The sequence below is a fragment of the Aquimarina callyspongiae genome (genome assembly GCF_034322225.1).
Lineage (GTDB): Bacteria > Bacteroidota > Bacteroidia > Flavobacteriales > Flavobacteriaceae > Aquimarina.
Map to the genome: position 1 here is coordinate 1,038,656 of NZ_JAXLPA010000001.1, position 16,723 is coordinate 1,055,378.

Genomic DNA, 16,723 nt, shown 5'->3' on the forward strand with positions numbered 1-16,723 from the left:
ATTAAGATCGTTTAGAACAAGAAAGATTTTCTGTAGTAACAAATTAATATCTATATCAAGCTATTGCTCAATATTCCTATCTTTACGGCATGGAATTACTATTTGTAGGACTTTTGGGAGGGGCAATCATCGCCTACTTTATTTTTTCACGATTCAGTGCAGCAAGAAGAAAATCATCGATACAGACACAATCGACGGTATTGATGGAAAAAATAAAAAATGTCTGCAAATTAGTTACGGTAGAAGGTGATTTTGCCGAAATCTATCATTATGAAAGTGTGAAAGATAAATTTTTCAATCTTTTATCTGGCACAAAAAAAGCACTAATCCTTATTGATGCCAAAGCTTATGTAGGTTTTGATCTTTCTAAGGTTAAACTAGAAAGTGACACTAAAAACAAACGTATCGTTTTAAGTCATTTCCCGCAACCAAAACTCCTTACGATAGAGACCGATTTTAAATATTACGATAAAAAAGAAGGATGGCTTAACCCTTTTACATCAAAAGACCTTACAGAACTTAATAAAGAAGCCAAGCAATTTATTAGAGATAAAGTTCCGCAAAGCGGACTTATGGAAACCGCAAAGAAAGAAGCATTAACAGCTATTTCATTAATGGAGACCTTGGCAGAAGCAATTGGATGGACACTAGATTACTCTGCCATAGAATTGGATCACAATAATGAAGACTCAAAACAGTTAGAAGAATAATGAGCATAGTTATTTCTACTGATAAAGAAAAATTAGATATAGATTTCATACACCAGTTTTTAACAAACTCTTACTGGGCTGAAGGAAGAACAAAAGAAGATGTCATAACTAGCATAGAAAATTGTATGTGTTTTGGCATATATGAAAATGGTAATCAGGTAGGTTTTGCCAGAGTATTAACTGATTATGTAGTTTTTGGATATTTAATGGATGTTTTTATTACAAAAGAGCATCGAGGAAAAGGATATTCAAAACAACTCATAAAGGCAATTATGGAGCATCCAGATTTACAACAGATCAAAAGATGGATGCTTGCTACTAAAGATGCACACGGATTGCATAAACAATTTGGATTCGACTCTATTAAAGATACTTCAAGAATGATGGGCAAAGTAACAATTAACCTAAATTGGAAATGAATATCGAAACCTTTAGAGATTATTGCCTGGCAAAAAAGGGGGTTACCGAAGAATTTCCGTTTAATGAAACCGCATTGGTATTTAAAGTAATGGGTAAAATGTTTGCCTTAACGGGGCTTGATAACATCCCATTTAGTGTTAATCTAAAATGTGATCCTGATCGATCAGTCGAACTACGTGAGTATCATCCTGAAATCGCTCCTGGATTTCATATGAATAAAAAACATTGGAATACTGTTAACTTTTCTGGTGGTTTAGCTACTGATATCTTATATGAACTCATTGATCATTCATATGACTTAGTGGTTGAAAAACTCACAAAAAAACTAAAACAAGAATTAGAAAACCTTTAATACAATATAGTAAAGAGAGCATCAAATTTAATAAGGCATCTTTAAGGAAGGCCTTCTTTTGCTTTTAAGCATACCATCCTCTTTACCTTTTTACACTTATGAATACACCTCTTCAATTTTATAAAGAACAATTAGCACTTCATTCGACATCACTGCAAAAAGTAAAAAAACAATTAGCAGTATCAAGTACAATTCGATTGTTAGTATTTCTTGGAATGGTATCTGGGATTTATTTTGGATATCCAAACACTCAAATTATAATCGGCTCTATTATTATAGGTATTGCTGCGTTTATATTTTTAGTAAATCGACATACCAATCTGACATATTCGCGAGATAAGTTTAAAAAACTTATTGAACTCAATCAACTCGAATTAGATGTTTTTGATACTGATAGTCCGGATATAAGTAAACTCTCTCCTGGAAAAGAATTTATTGACACTACACACCCTTATAGTCACGATATTGATCTGTTTGGAGACAGATCATTTTTTCAATATATAAACCGTACAACCACCTTGGCTGGAAAAGAAAGATTAGCATCTATTCTTACAGAAAATACTATAGATAATATTGAAGACAAGCAGAATGCCATCAAAAATCTGGTAAAACTCCCAAAATGGAGACAAGAATTTAGTGCTATTGCTGGGCTGGTACATGTAACAGTTCCTGTACCTATTATAAAAAAATGGTTGCAAAACTATACTTCTTTTGTTCCTAAAGTGATGAAATTTCTTCCAACCATCATATCAAGTATATCTGTTGTTATGTTAGTTCTTTTATTTTTAGGAAGTATTACATTTCAGATGTTTTTACTTTGGTTTTTTGTTGGACTTATTATTACCGGAACTCAACTGAAAAAAATCAACTCTTTATATAATGATGCTAATAAAGTAAAAGATACATTTGAGCAATATTATAAGTTAGTCGATAAGATTGAGAATACTGATTTTGACGCTACTTTGTTAAAAGACAAACAGCAATTAGTTATAAGTGAAACAGAAAAAGCATCGCAAACCTTAAAACAATTTGCTAGCATTCTAAATGCTTTTGATCAGCGTAATAATATGATGTTTGGAGTATTAGCCAACGGATTAATGCTTTGGGATATTCTTCAAAGCTATCGTATTGAACAATGGATCGCAAAAAATCATCATAAAGTAACACAATGGTTTGAGGTTATTGCCTTTTTTGACTCTTACAACTCATTAGGGAATTTTGCTTTTAATCATCCAGAATACGTTTTCCCACAAATCACTTCAGATAACATTATTATCGAAGGAAAAGAATTAGGTCATCCCATGCTTAATCCTCAAAAAAGGGTAGATAATGATATTACTATCGATCACGAACAGTTTTTTATTATCACTGGAGCCAATATGGCTGGAAAAAGTACCTTTTTACGTACTATAGCTTTACAAATAATTATGTCTAATATAGGGTTGCCAGTTTGCGCAAAATCTTGTAGATATCGACCAATAAAGCTGATTACTAGCATGCGTACTTCGGATTCATTAAGTGATGATGCATCTTATTTCTTTTCAGAGCTTACACAACTCAAAAAGATCGTAGATGCTCTTGAAAAAGACGAATATTTTATTATTCTTGATGAGATTCTAAAAGGGACTAATAGTAAAGACAAAGCTGCAGGTTCGCGCAAATTCGTTGAAAAATTAGTTAAAGCAAATGCTTCTGGAATCATTGCCACCCATGATTTGAGTCTTTGTGAAATTGCTTCAGAATTATCACAGGTAGAAAATCGTTTTTTTGATGCTCAGATTGTTAATGATGAATTGTATTTTGATTATAAATTCAAAGATGGAGTTTGTCAAAATATGAATGCTTCCTTCTTACTTTCTAAAATGGGAATCGTATAAAAAATAAGTGGGGCCAATTCTACCGTATTGACCCCACCTAAAGTGAAAACAACTAAACTTAAATAAAAATTTTATTTATATTTTACGATTCTTTTAGTGCTACTCTTATCTCCAGAATATGCACTTATGAAATAAACTCCAGCACTATATTGTCTTAGATCAAGTATCATCTCATTAGAAGAAAATTCATTATTTGATGTGTTGATTAATGTTTTTCCTTGAAGATCTGAAACCATTAATCTTAAATCTCTATTACTATCCTTTTTACGGATGGTTACTAAACCATCATTTGTTGGATTAGGGTACATATCAAAAATAGTAATCTCTTCTTCTCCTATACTTAATACATTAAATGCTATTTCAAAATTCACAACTTCAGGAGCTTTGACAGAGCTACAATCAACGGTATGATTGATAGTAGCAGTATAGGTTCCATCATGAACACCATCTACAGCCAAGTTAGTAACTTCTATAGTACTAGCATTTGAAGTAAAACCATTAGGTCCAGTCCAGCTTATACTTCCTTCAAATAAATTGGATGGAATTCTAACAGACACCTTATCTCCACCATCAACAGTAATCGAATTTGTAGCAGAAGGTGTAAACCCTTGTCCGTTAATTTCATATTCAACCTCACTACCTAGTACGGTATTATCAACTACAAGATCTACATAAGTAACTGCATAACATCTTGAAGGATCCCCAAATTCAATCTTATATCTACCTTCATCACTCTCCTGAATATTATTTAGATACCATCCTGTAGCAATATCAGGTGTAGTGTCAACGGTTCCATTTGGATAGGTGATTTTAAAATCTGTTGTCCCAAGATTGGTCGTTCCTATAGCAATATTATCTCCTGTACAGGCAAATAAACTACTCTTTCTAAACCAATTATTATTATTATCTCTAACCCATCCTAAGAGTGTGTCATCTTTATATTTTAATTCAATCTGAGTAGAACCTGTGCATCCAGATGGATTATTCCAGGTAATAGTGTATACTCCAAAATCACTTGCCTGTAATGCTGAGAGCAAAAAGCCTGTAGCTACGTCTGGAGTAGTATCAACAGAACCATTAGGAGCTGTAAGAGTTACATTTGAAGTTCCTGCACCACTTTGCATTCCGATATATACACCAGTGTCTCCAGGACACGCTTCGACATAAGATTGCTGTAACCAATCACTACCATCATTAACCCAAGGAATAATTTCTTCTTGTATTTTGAGTTCGATTTGTACTGAAGCTGTACATCCTCCAAAATCATATGTTACAGTATACGTTCCTGCATCAGCGGGTTGTACATTTGTAAACTGCCAGGCCGTTCCTACATCAGGAGTAGTATCTATAGAACCATTAGGTAGTTCGATCGATGCATTGTTTAATCCTCGATATTCCATTCCTAAATAAATATTGGTTCCAGGACATACACTAAGCTCATTACCTATAGACCAATCAGCAGAATCATTTACCCAAGGCGTTATCTCATATCCTACTTGCAACTCGATAGGTGCAAATCCTATATTACCACTGCCGTCATTATAACAAATTATATAAATCCCTGCATCTTCTGGCTGAACATTATCAAATGTCCAAAAAGTATCACCATCTGTAGTTGTATCTACCAAGCCATTTGGCTTTAATAAGGTAACATTTTGTTGTATTCCTGTTTGGGTAGTTCCCATATTTATATTCGTACCTGCACAAACTTGTAAAAATGCAGATTGAGTCGTAGTAGCACCATCAAATACAGATGGGGTAATATCATAACTGCTTCCTACACCAGTAGCAATAAGATTGGCATCTTGCCATAATGTAACTCTAGCAGCATGGTGTAATGCGGCATACATTCTATCAGTTTGACCTTTTGTAAACATCTTTGCACAACCGGTAGAAGAGTCATACCCCATATAATTCTCGTAGTTAATCAATGAGGTTCCGCCACAATCTGAAGCACCTACAGCACATCCATCATCTGTTGAATTTGCATCTTCCTGAGGAGTATCATCAACATAATCCTGTGTTAAAGAAGTACATCCTCCTTCAAACGTGTGAGATAAATTTAACCAGTGTCCAAACTCGTGAGTTAATATGGATGCAAATTCATCATCAGTATTTCCTTTCAAATACTGTCCATTGTAAACAACTCTCGCTATATCAGCATCAGACATTGATGTATCTGGTAACCAAGCAACACCCGAGTTATTTGATTCACCATTATCATAAAGATCCGCAGTTATATATATATTCATATATTTATAATTATCCCAGCCATCCGCAGCAACAATTGGGCTATTAAAATTTGCCTGACCACTTGATGCCGCATGATAAATAATTCCGGTTGTAGGACTTCCATTAGGATCTATCTGTGCTAATTTAAATTCTATATTGGTTTTAGATCGCACTCCTTCAAACAATGGGTCAACAGTATAAAAATCTGGATTTAACCCTTGGAAATCTTCATTAACCATTTGTAGAGAGTTAATGATTTTTTGATCATTTACCGTCTTACCGTTTTGAGTTGTTCCATACACATGAAATACTACGGGTATTATAATATTTTGACCAGAAAGGGCACTTTTTTCCTGACTTTTGGCAAAGTCCTCTGTATATTTATTAAAGTCAAGAAATTCTTTTTGAGCATTAGGGTTATTCTTGTAGAAATCTATGGTAACCTCTGAGGTTCTACAACCATTCTGTGCCATAACAGATATTCCCGCAAGGAATAATAAAAAAGTAATTATTTTCTTCATAGCTTGCTTTTTGCAATTAGTTAAATAAATTGTGTTTGGGTTAAGTTTTATTTTCAATAACAATACTTATTTACAGATGAAATCTTAATAAAATTGTTAAATGATCAGCTATATTAACTAAAACAAAATGATAACCTGATGGTTTGGGTAACATAGTATTGCAACTAGTTAATTTTATAATAAAACAACCGTATCTTTCTGATTTATTACGTTTTCCAAGAAATAAAGTCATAATGAAGAACCTTATATCAGAAGAAATAAGGTTTATTGAAGACTGAATAAAGAGTATTCACAACTCACTTTTTGGCATAGAAAAACTGCTCAAACTTATCCCAGAGAATAGGCATGTGACTTTTATAGTAGAAACAATAAACTGTATTTTTTACTTTACATCAAAACTGATAGAAAAAATTCAAATAAATTACCGACCCTAATTGTTTTAAACAAAATGAGGGTCGTGTAATCTCTTTTTATATGAAGAAGGAGTAACTCCTTTTATCTCTTTAAATTTTCTATTAAAATTAGATAAATTTTTAAATCCGCTATTAAAAGAAGCTTCAGAAATTGGAATATCTGCATTTTTAGAAATCAACCTACAGGCATTCTCTATTCTTACTTCTATCAAAAATTGAAAAAATGTCTTATTTGTTCGTTGCTTAAAATATCTACAAAAAGCATTTGGAGTCATATTAGCTAAACCTGAAACTTCTTGCAAAGTAATATCTCTATTAAAATCATTCATTACTAATTGGAAAATATCTGCCATTCGTCTCCCTTCACTATCATTATATCCTCTCTTCGCAATAAAAGATGAAATTGTCTCCATTTCAGCTTGCTGCAATAGTTTTAAAATCTTCATAAAAATGATAAACCGATCCAGTTTATGACTTTTTCTTCTGATTTTTAATAATAAGTCTCTAAGCTTTTTCCTTTTGGTCGTTATCTTAATACCATAGGTAGAACTTTTAAAGAAGTTAGACAAACCAGTGAATTCTGGTAACTCAAAAAAACCATTTCCAAATGAGTCTTTAGTAAAAAAGAGAGAGATCATATAAGATTCTTCTGTAGAAGAAGCACTCTTTAATACATGAGGAACCTGAGTTCCAAAAACTAATATGTCGTTTGCTTTATAGTCTGTTATTGTATCTCCTACAATTAAGCTTCCTTCTCCAGCAATAATAATAGAGATTTGAAACTCTTCATGCTGATGCAATTTGTCATAAAAAACTAATTCCTTATCTTCCTGAATAATTAACGTATCAGAAGAAGATTTTGGTATTTTAAAAGGTAATGCTTTCATAAATTCCCCGGTTTTATATACCAATATTACTCATTTTTGAGTTGTTTTTATTTAAACAGGTTAATATAGTACCGCTATTGGATAATTTATAAATATTCCTACCTTCATATTCACAATATCTTTGACTAAAAATATCAAGTATGGCAATAAATTGGATGGGTGTTATGCCCGCAGTCACGACAAAATTTACAGACCAGGACACTTTAGACCTGGAAATGTTTGAGGTTAATATCAAAGCACAATTAGATGCAGGTGTTCACGGAATTATTTTAGGGGGAACATTAGGAGAAGCAAGTACATTATCAGATACAGAAAAAAGAATTCTGGTTAGAACTGCTGTCGATATAGTGCAAGGTACAGTACCTGTTATCATCAATATCGCAGAACAAACTACTAAAGGAGCTGTTGAAGCTGCGCAAAAAGCAAAAGAAGATGGAGCTAGTGCTTTAATGATGCTTCCTCCTATGCGTTATAATGCTGATGCCAGAGAAACCGTTACTTACTTTAAAAAAGTAGCTAATAGTACAGACTTACCTATTATGGTATATAACAATCCTGTTGATTATGGTATTGAAGTAACCTTAGACATGTTTGAAGAATTATTACGTGATTGTCCTAATATTCAAGCAGTAAAAGAATCTACTAGAGATTTATCAAATGTAACTCGTATAAAAAATCGTTTTGGAAATAGATTAGCTATCTTAAGTGGTGTAGACACCTTAGCTCTAGAAAGTTTATTTATGGGAGCAGATGGTTGGGTAGCTGGATTAGTTTGTGCATTCCCGGCAGAAACTGTTGCTATCTACGAACTTCAGAAAGCAGGAAGAACTAAAGAAGCATTAGATATCTATCGTTGGTTTTTACCATTATTAGAATTAGACATAAACAGTAAATTAGTACAAAATATTAAGCTTGCAGAAGTTGCAACAGGTATAGGAACTGAAAATATTCGAGAACCTCGTTTACCATTAATTGGTGCAGAAAGAGAAAGAGTATTGGCCATTATAGAAAATGGATTAAACAACAGACCTTCACTACCTGAGTACAAAAATTTGGAAGCTTTAGTATAACATAGTTTCTATGTGCCTTTTTTTAGTTTTATCTAAAAAAGGTTGAGGTTTTAGGATTCGTTCTTTTTTTGACTAAAAGCCGAAAAGAGTATAACATTAAGTCCTTTAATCCTCTATAAAGACAATTTTTATACAAAATAAAAATGTTGAAAATAAATCTTCTTGATTACATTTCAGATCATTGTCTCGTATAAACTATGAGACAATGATTTGCATTTTTGTATAGATTTTAGAAGAAATTAAAAATGCGTTCATCTATAATTTATGACGATTAGTTTTGAGGAACAGCCTTTACGGTAAATAAACTCGTAGATACTGAAGAACATATAACACAAATTATTAATTAATTAAAAAGTCTTCCCTTATGGAAATTGTAGAAAAGAAAATGATTACAGGAAAAAATTATATAGGAAATCAATTATCAGCTAAAGGAACCACTACTCATAAAACTGTTAACCCAAAGCTAAATGTTGAAAACCCTACTCCTTTTTTTCAAGCCACTTTAGAAGAGGTTGATGAGGCAGTTGAACTAGCTCATAATGCTTTTAAAACGTATAGGAACATCCCTGGAAAGCAAAGAGCAGCTTTTTTAAATGCTATTGCCGATGAGATATTAGCATTAGACAGTGAACTAACCGACATGTATGTGTCAGAATCTGGTTTACCAGAAGGTAGAGCTCAAGGTGAGCGAGGAAGAACAGTTGGACAATTACGAGCTTTTGCAGATCTAATTTTAACCGAAAATTGGAGAAATAATACAATTGACGAAGCAATTCCAACAAGACAACCATTCCCGAAATCTGATATTAGAAAAACGTCAATCCCTCTAGGACCAGTTGTTGTATTTGCAGCAAGTAACTTTCCATTAGCATTTTCTACTGCAGGAGGAGATACCGCAAGTGCTCTGGCATCAGGTTGCCCAGTTATTGTAAAATCTCACGCAATGCATTCAGGAACTGGTGAATTAGTAGCATCTGCTATTATAAAAGCCGCAGAAAAAACAGGAATGCCTAATGGTGTGTTTTCAAACATTACCGGAAGTGGTAGAGTTGTAGGAACCGCATTAGTAAAACATCCTAAAGTAAAGGCAGTAGGATTTACAGGAAGTATTGCCGGAGGAAGAGCATTATATGATTTAGCAGCAGGAAGAGAAGAACCTATCCCTGTTTTTGCAGAAATGGGAAGTATTAATCCGGTTGTTGTTATGCCGAATACTATTGCTAAAAAATCAGAAGAAACAGCATCTACCTATGCAGGATCTATTACATTAGGAACAGGGCAGTTTTGTACAAATCCAGGGTTATTACTAACTATTGACGGAGAACAAACAAGGGCTTTCGTAAAAGATCTGGCAGAAAAAACTGTAGCAATAGCTCCACAATGTATGTTGCATCCTAATATTAAAGATGGTTTTGAAACAAATGGAGAAATCGTAACATCTCAAGAAGGTGTTGAAGTTGTAGGACAAATTGAAGGAGATGTAGAACCTAATTTTGCAGCATCAAAAATATGTGCAGTATCAGGTAAAGATTTCTTAGCAAACCCTAAAATGCATACCGAAGTATTTGGTCCTTTCTCATTAGTAGTTAAAGCAAAAGACCAGCAAGAATTAGTACAAGTTATAGATAGTCTAGAAGGACAATTAACAGGTACTATATTAGCAGAAAAAGAAGATTTTGATAATCTAGGTGATGTTGTAGATTCTCTACAAACAAAGGTTGGTAGAATTATTTTTAATGGCGTTCCTACTGGAGTAGAAGTTTGTGAATCTATGACTCACGGCGGACCATATCCAGCTTCTTCAGATTCAAGATTTACATCTGTAGGTCTGGGAGCTATTAACAGATGGGTACGACCTTTTAGTTACCAGGATTGGCCAAAAGACTTATTACCAGAAGGGCTTAAAAATTAATCCCTTTAGCATATCAAGAGTAACAGATGACCAAAAGGTCAAAAAAATGAATATAAAAGCTAATGAATTATTTTAAATGCATTACAGTTCTTCTTTTGTTTGTACTAGTTTCTAATTGTAAACAAGACGAATCGAGAAACTCATCTCAAGTATTGCAAAAAATAATTAATAGCCATCAAGATCACAAAGGATATGATACTAAAACATATCCTTTGGGTCTTTTTACAAAAGAATATTTTAAAGCAGAAGCAGATTTTGCAAATAAAAAAATAGAAGAGCTTATTAAAATTGATCGTTCTCAACTTAGTGAAACTGATCAAATATCACTAGACCTATTACTTTTTACACTACAAGATACTGTTAACTATTATAAGTTTGAGCGATACCTGAACCCTCTTTTATCAGATTCTGGTTTTCATAGCAGTCTTAATTATATGGTTAAACCATTAGCCAATTATGAGCAGGTTAAAGAGTATCTCAACAAACTTCAGGCAATCCCTGCGTTTGTAGATCAACATTTTGAAAATTTACGACAAGGTATAGAAAAAGGAGTTTCGCAGCCCAAAGTTATTTTTAAAGGATATGAATCTACCTATAACGATCACATTGTTGATTCTAGCGAAGACAGTAATTTTTACACTCCTTTCAAAAAACTACCAGAATCTTTAAGTTCATCTCAGAAAGATTCTGTTATTACCGTTGCAAAAAATATAATACAAAACAAAGTAATCCCTCAGTTTAAAAGAATCAAAACTTTTTTTGAAACTGAATACTTACCAAAAACGAGAACTTCAATAGGAGTATCACAAACTCCAAATGGTCAGGAATATTATCAAAATAGAATAAACTTTTATACCACCAGTACTAAGTATACTGCAGACGATATCCATACTATCGGATTAAAAGAAGTGTCTAGAATTAAGACACAAATGGAGAATATCATCAAAGAACTTAATTTTGAAGGAAGCTTTGCTGATTTCTTAAAGTTTCTTCGTACAGATGAACAATTTTATGCCAATACACCAGAAGAGTTATTGATGATTGCTCGAGATATGGCAAAACGTGCGGATGCACAATTACCTCGTTTTTTTAAAACTTTACCTCGAAAACCTTATGGAGTTGCCCCTGTACCCGATGCTATTGCTCCAAAATATACCGGAGGACGATATATCGGTACCGAAGCTAATAGTACAGAACCCGGCTATTATTGGGTTAATACTTATGATCTAAAAAGTAGAACACTCTATACTCTACCATCATTGACCGTTCACGAGGCTGTTCCTGGACATCATTTGCAAGGTAGTTTGAATAATGAATTGGGTGATAGTATTCCACAATTTAGAAAAAACTTATACCTCTCTGCTTATGGAGAAGGTTGGGGTCTGTATTCAGAATTTCTTGCAGAAGAAATGGGAATGTACACAACACCCTACGAACATTTTGGCAAACTCACCTATGAGATGTGGCGAGCATGTCGTCTTGTGGTTGATACAGGAATTCATGCAAAAAACTGGACACGAGATCAGGTAGTAGAGTTTATGGCATCTAATACCGCTTTATCATTACACGAGATTAATACTGAAACTGACAGATACATCTCTTGGCCGGGACAAGCCTTATCCTATAAAATCGGAGAATTAAAAATTAGAGAGCTTCGCAATAAAGCTCAAACAACATTAGGAAGTGCATTTGATATTCGTGAATTTCATGAAGTTATCCTCGAACAAGGAACAGTGACACTTTCGATCTTAGAAAATAGAATTAATACTTACATTGAAAATACAAAAAATGGTTCAAAACAGCTTTAAATGTATAGACGCGCATACTTGTGGTAACCCGGTAAGAGTGGTAACTACAGGACGCCCTGATCTAAAAGGAAACTCTATGAGTGAAAAACGTCAACATTTCCTCAAAGAATATGATTGGATTAGAACTGGGTTAATGTTTGAACCTCGCGGACATGACATGATGAGCGGAAGCTTTTTATTTGAACCACATCATCCCGAAAATGATTTTGGTATCCTGTTTATAGAAACTTCAGGATGTCTGCCAATGTGCGGACATGGTACTATTGGTACAATTACCATTGCAATTGAAGAAGGTTTGGTTCAACCTAAAACTCCAGGTAAAATCAGGATGGAAGCTCCTGCTGGGCTTGTAGAAATCGAATATCAGCAAACAGGCAAAAAAGTTGACTGGGTAAAATTAAAAAATGTAAAATCATATCTTGCGGCAGAAGGTCTAACTATAGATTGCCCAGAACTAGGCGAAATCACCTTTGATGTCGCTTATGGAGGAAATTACTATGCAATTGTTGACCCTCAAAAAAACTTCAGTGGGATACATAATTTTACAGCTAGTAAATTGATTCAATACTCTCAAGTAGTAAGAGATCGTATTAATAAAAAATATCCCGATACATTTATCCATCCAGAAAATGAAACTATCAGAGATGTAAGTCATATGCTATGGACAGGAGATCCTATTGATCCGTCTTCGTCTGGTAGAAATGCAGTTTTTTATGGAGATAAGGCTATAGATCGTTCTCCTTGTGGAACCGGAACCTCAGCTAGAATGGCTCAACTATATGCAAAAGGGAAACTAAAACCTGGAGATGAGTTTGTACATGAAAGCTTTATAGGCAGCAAATTTATAGGAAGAATAGAAGAAGAAACAACCTTAGATGGTAAGAATGCTATTGTACCTAGTATCCAAGGTTGGGCAAAGGTTTATGGATATAACACCATCATAATTGATGATCAGGACGATCCATACGCACACGGATTTCAAGTAATTTAAAAAGTAAGTAATGAAATTTCTAAAAATTCTAACAATACTGTTTAGTCTATTGTTAACTTTCTCCTGTACAGAAAAAACAAAGGATATAACAGAAAAAGAATATCAAAATGCTGTAAGTTATATATATACAAATTACAATAACAAAACAGCCTTTAATCTTTTTACTTCAGTAAATTGGTTAAAAGATAGTTCAGGTATATGGTTTATAGATTATAGTGCAAATAAAAAAACCTATAAAACTGTTAGCTTTAAAGGTGATAATAAAGTTAACGAATTGTTTGACCATAAAAAGTTTGCAGAATCTTTAAACAACATAGTAAAGGATACGATAGAAGAAAATAATATTTCAATATCTAATATTCAATATGAAGAAGATAAAAATTTGTCTTTTCGAACAAATGATAAAACATACGTTCTAGATCTAAACACCTATAACATAACAGAAAAAGAACAACCTAATAAAACACTAGGAAATCCCGGAGAAAGTGCTTCTCCAGATGGAAAATGGATTGCATATGCCAAAGATTATAACCTGTATATTAAATCTACTACAACAAATAAAGAATACCCATTAACAACTGATGGTCAAGAAGGTTATGAGTATGCCACTTGGTATGGCTGGGCAGATACTATGAGTGGTGAAAACGGGAAGCGCCCCAGTCATTTTTATGTGGATTGGTCAGAAGATTCTCAATGGATATCCACCAGTGTGGTCGATCTAAGAAATGCAGAAAAAATGTATTTACTCGATGCAAGCATAGATTCATTGTACCGTCCAAAATTGTTATCATATTACAGAGGTTCTCCTGGTGATACTACTATGGTACATACCAAACCTGTGTTTTTTAATATCGCTGCAAAAAAAGAGATAAAGACCGAACTCCCTAATAACACACATATTAATAGTGTTTATATAGAATGGACTGATAGATCAGGAATTGCTATTGCTAATTATTCAGAAAGAGGATATAAAAAAGAACATTTACTTGAAGTTGATTTAAATACAAATACAACAAAACCTTTGTTTACCGAAGAAAGTGAAACTAACATAGACAACTTTAGTTTCAGACAACTCAAAAACAAAGAAAAGATACTTGTTCTTTCAGAAAAAAGTGGATGGAGGCAATTATATGTTATTGATACAAAGACTGGAAATATGTCACCAATAACAAAAGGTGAATATTATATTCATAGGATACAGCATGTAGATGAAGAAAATGAAATCATTTATTTTACTGCTTCTGGTAAAGAACAAGAAAACAATCCATATCATCAACAAGTTTATAAAACTACGCTAGAAGGAGATGTTACCTTGTTAACTCCAGAAAACACACATCATAGTGTTTCCTTTTCAGAAGATGGAAAATATTTTGCGGATAACTATTCTACGATAAACATTCCCACAAAAACAGTTTTAAGAACCTCAGAAGATGGAAAAATAATATCAGAATTAACAAGTGCAGATGTTTCTGATGCCATTGCCAAAGGATGGCAAGCTCCTGAAGTTTTTGAATTAACGGCAAAAGATGGAAAAACGACTATCTATGGAGCATTCTGGAAACCTACAAATTTTGATCCTTCAAAATCATATCCGATTATCGATGCTACCTATACAGGACCGCATACACAAAGATTTCCAAAATCATTTAATAGAATTTTTGATTCTCAACCTTTAGCAGAACTAGGTTTTATCGTTATAGCCGTAGATGGTTTAGGAACTTTTGGTCGTTCTAAAGAGTTTCATAACCATTCTTATAAAAATATGGGTAATAACCTTGAGGATCACGTACTCGCTATCAAACATTTAGGGAATAAATATTCCTGGATGGATACAACGCGAGTTGGAATTTACGGGCATTCTGCTGGAGGTTATGATACAGGGCGTGCAATGCTAGCCTTTCCTGACGTTTATAAAGTAGGAGTATCCAGTTCTGCCGATCACGATTTTAGAATGGAAAAAGCCTGGTGGCCAGAAATGTATCAAGGTTGGCCGGTAGATTCTACGTATCATCAGATTTCAAATGTTACGAACGCTAAAAACTTAAAAGGAAAATTATTATTAGTGCATGGAGGTATCGATGAAAACGTAAATCCTTCTGCAACCTATAAATTTGCAGAAGCATTAATAAATGCTGATAAAGAATTTGATTTACTTATTTTACCAAGTCAAAGACACGGGTATAGAGGTAAATCAAGGGATTATTTTATCAAAAAAAGATGGAACTATTTTGTAGAACACTTAGGGAATCAAACACCTATTTGGGATTTTAAATGGAGTTATGAGTAAAAATGTTATTGTTATTGGTGGTGGGATTATAGGATTAAGTACTGCCTACTACCTTCAAAAAGAAGGACATCAAGTAACTGTTGTAGATCAGTCAAACTTTTCTGGTGGTGCATCCTATGTTAATGCAGGATATATCACTCCTAGTCATATAATATCGTTGGCCGCTCCTGGGATGATTAATAAAGGGATCAAGTGGATGTTTAATGCTGCAAGTCCTTTTTATGTAAAACCTAGATTGGATATCGATTTCTTAAAATGGGCATGGGCGTTTAAAAAATCTTCAACTGCTGCAAAAGTAGAAAAAGCAATTCCTGTTATAAAAGACATCAATTTATACAGTAGAGATCTGTATGAAGAAATTAAAGCTTCTGGCGATTTTTCTTTTCACTATGAAAGAAAAGGGTTGTTGATGTGTTATAAAACTGATAAAGTTGGAGAAGACGAATGGAAAGTGGGACAACGAGGTATTGAAGAAGGTTTAGGAGTAAAGAATTTATCAGCCAAAGAAGTCCAGGAAATAGAACCTAATGCAAACCTGGATATAAAAGGAGCTGTATACTTTGACTGCGATGCACATATGACTCCCAGCAACTTTATGTCAGAAATGGTTACCTATTTAAAGTCTAAAGGAGTAACTTTTTATGCAAACGAAAAAGTAACGGATGTAGAAACCAATACTGGTGGTGTTATTTCAAAAGTAGTAACTAACAAACAAGAACTACAGGCAGACGAAGTAGTTTTAGCAGCAGGAAGTTGGAGTCCTTTATTGACCAAGAAATTAGGTTTAAAAATTCCTATACAGGCAGGAAAAGGATATAGAATTAATGTAGAAAGAACTACAGGAATTACAATTCCAGCTATTCTATGCGAAGCTAAAGTGGCCGTAACTCCTATGGATGGCTTTACCCGTTTTGCGGGAACTATGGAGGTTGCAGGTATAAATCACAACATAAATCCTGTACGCGTAAATGCTATTGCAAATGCTGCAAAAACATATTACACAGGTTTAGAAATTAATGATACTGAAAAAGAAAATGCACAATGCGGTTTACGTCCTTGTACACCAGACGGATTGCCTTATATCGGAAGATCCAATAAGTGTAAAAACCTTACGATAGCAACAGGTCATGCCATGATGGGATGGAGTCTGGGCCCAGCAACTGGTAAATTAGTAGCCGAAGTGATTTCTAATCAAAAAACTAACCTGGACATACGTCCTTTTCATCCTGACAGAACTTTTTAA

12 protein-coding genes are annotated in these 16,723 nt (G+C 33.7%); 10 read left to right on the plus strand and 2 right to left on the minus strand.

Annotated elements, in window-relative coordinates; translation table 11 throughout:
* Positions 1-89 precede the first annotated feature (89 nt).
* The 4 genes from U0D62_RS04385 to U0D62_RS04400 all read left to right on the plus strand — a co-directional run bounded on the left by U0D62_RS04385 (position 90) and on the right by U0D62_RS04400 (position 3,359).
* The gene (locus tag U0D62_RS04385) at positions 90-710 is read left to right on the plus strand and encodes a DUF4230 domain-containing protein (RefSeq protein ID WP_322194105.1); all 621 of its coding nucleotides are present in this window, start codon (positions 90-92) and stop codon (positions 708-710) included.
* Entirely contained in the window at positions 710-1,129 is a 420-nt protein-coding gene (locus U0D62_RS04390; protein ID WP_322194106.1) for a GNAT family N-acetyltransferase, read from the plus strand. Before U0D62_RS04385 ends, U0D62_RS04390 begins: the two co-directional genes overlap by 1 nt.
* Complete coding sequence (locus U0D62_RS04395) at positions 1,126-1,482, plus strand: MmcQ/YjbR family DNA-binding protein (RefSeq protein ID WP_322194107.1); 357 nt, start codon at positions 1,126-1,128, stop codon at positions 1,480-1,482. The genes U0D62_RS04390 and U0D62_RS04395 overlap by 4 nt, the downstream gene beginning before the upstream one ends.
* Before the next feature lie 98 nt (positions 1,483-1,580).
* Positions 1,581-3,359 (plus strand): MutS-related protein, encoded by a 1,779-nt coding sequence (locus U0D62_RS04400; protein ID WP_322194108.1) that lies wholly within the window; start codon positions 1,581-1,583, stop codon positions 3,357-3,359.
* Between the two features lie 71 nt (positions 3,360-3,430).
* Here U0D62_RS04400 and U0D62_RS04405 read toward each other — a convergent pair whose 3' ends face one another.
* Complete coding sequence (locus U0D62_RS04405; RefSeq protein WP_322194109.1) at positions 3,431-6,112, minus strand: zinc-dependent metalloprotease; 2,682 nt, start codon at positions 6,110-6,112, stop codon at positions 3,431-3,433.
* A gap of 439 nt (positions 6,113-6,551) precedes the next feature.
* Positions 6,552-7,412 carry an AraC family transcriptional regulator gene (locus U0D62_RS04410; protein WP_322194110.1) on the minus strand — a complete coding sequence of 287 codons (861 nt, stop codon included), beginning with the start codon at positions 7,410-7,412 and terminating at the stop codon, positions 6,552-6,554.
* Positions 7,413-7,552: 140 nt separating this feature from the next.
* Between U0D62_RS04410 and U0D62_RS04415 the strand changes: the two genes are divergently transcribed.
* The 6 genes from U0D62_RS04415 (at position 7,553) to U0D62_RS04440 (ending at position 16,723) form a co-directional block, all read left to right on the plus strand.
* Positions 7,553-8,482: a dihydrodipicolinate synthase family protein gene (locus U0D62_RS04415; protein WP_322194111.1), complete on the plus strand. Its 930-nt coding sequence runs from the start codon at positions 7,553-7,555 to the stop codon at positions 8,480-8,482.
* A gap of 364 nt (positions 8,483-8,846) precedes the next feature.
* A complete protein-coding gene (locus U0D62_RS04420) occupies positions 8,847-10,394 on the plus strand; it encodes an aldehyde dehydrogenase (NADP(+)) (protein WP_322194112.1) in 1,548 nt (515 codons plus the stop codon).
* 62 nt (positions 10,395-10,456) lie between these two features.
* Positions 10,457-12,202 (plus strand): DUF885 domain-containing protein, encoded by a 1,746-nt coding sequence (locus U0D62_RS04425; protein WP_322194113.1) that lies wholly within the window; start codon positions 10,457-10,459, stop codon positions 12,200-12,202.
* Positions 12,183-13,193 (plus strand): 4-hydroxyproline epimerase, encoded by a 1,011-nt coding sequence (locus U0D62_RS04430; protein WP_322194114.1) that lies wholly within the window; start codon positions 12,183-12,185, stop codon positions 13,191-13,193. The genes U0D62_RS04425 and U0D62_RS04430 overlap by 20 nt, the downstream gene beginning before the upstream one ends.
* A gap of 10 nt (positions 13,194-13,203) precedes the next feature.
* Entirely contained in the window at positions 13,204-15,480 is a 2,277-nt protein-coding gene (locus U0D62_RS04435; protein WP_322194115.1) for a S9 family peptidase, read from the plus strand.
* Complete coding sequence (locus tag U0D62_RS04440; protein WP_322194116.1) at positions 15,473-16,723, plus strand: NAD(P)/FAD-dependent oxidoreductase; 1,251 nt, start codon at positions 15,473-15,475, stop codon at positions 16,721-16,723. The genes U0D62_RS04435 and U0D62_RS04440 overlap by 8 nt, the downstream gene beginning before the upstream one ends.

Bases quoted from the DNA above. Each gene is read 5' to 3' on its own strand.
- U0D62_RS04415 (WP_322194111.1), top strand. From the start codon at position 7,553: ATGGCAATAAATTGGATGGGTGTTATGCCCGCAGTCACGACAAAATTT.
- U0D62_RS04385 (WP_322194105.1), top strand. From the start codon at position 90: ATGGAATTACTATTTGTAGGACTTTTGGGAGGGGCAATCATCGCCTAC.
- U0D62_RS04405 (WP_322194109.1), bottom strand. From the start codon at position 6,112: ATGAAGAAAATAATTACTTTTTTATTATTCCTTGCGGGAATATCTGTT.
- U0D62_RS04435 (WP_322194115.1), top strand. From the start codon at position 13,204: ATGAAATTTCTAAAAATTCTAACAATACTGTTTAGTCTATTGTTAACT.
- U0D62_RS04425 (WP_322194113.1), top strand. From the start codon at position 10,457: ATGAATTATTTTAAATGCATTACAGTTCTTCTTTTGTTTGTACTAGTT.
- U0D62_RS04395 (WP_322194107.1), top strand. From the start codon at position 1,126: ATGAATATCGAAACCTTTAGAGATTATTGCCTGGCAAAAAAGGGGGTT.
- U0D62_RS04390 (WP_322194106.1), top strand. From the start codon at position 710: ATGAGCATAGTTATTTCTACTGATAAAGAAAAATTAGATATAGATTTC.
- U0D62_RS04400 (WP_322194108.1), top strand. From the start codon at position 1,581: ATGAATACACCTCTTCAATTTTATAAAGAACAATTAGCACTTCATTCG.
- U0D62_RS04430 (WP_322194114.1), top strand. From the start codon at position 12,183: ATGGTTCAAAACAGCTTTAAATGTATAGACGCGCATACTTGTGGTAAC.
- U0D62_RS04410 (WP_322194110.1), bottom strand. From the start codon at position 7,412: ATGAAAGCATTACCTTTTAAAATACCAAAATCTTCTTCTGATACGTTA.
- U0D62_RS04440 (WP_322194116.1), top strand. From the start codon at position 15,473: ATGAGTAAAAATGTTATTGTTATTGGTGGTGGGATTATAGGATTAAGT.
- U0D62_RS04420 (WP_322194112.1), top strand. From the start codon at position 8,847: ATGGAAATTGTAGAAAAGAAAATGATTACAGGAAAAAATTATATAGGA.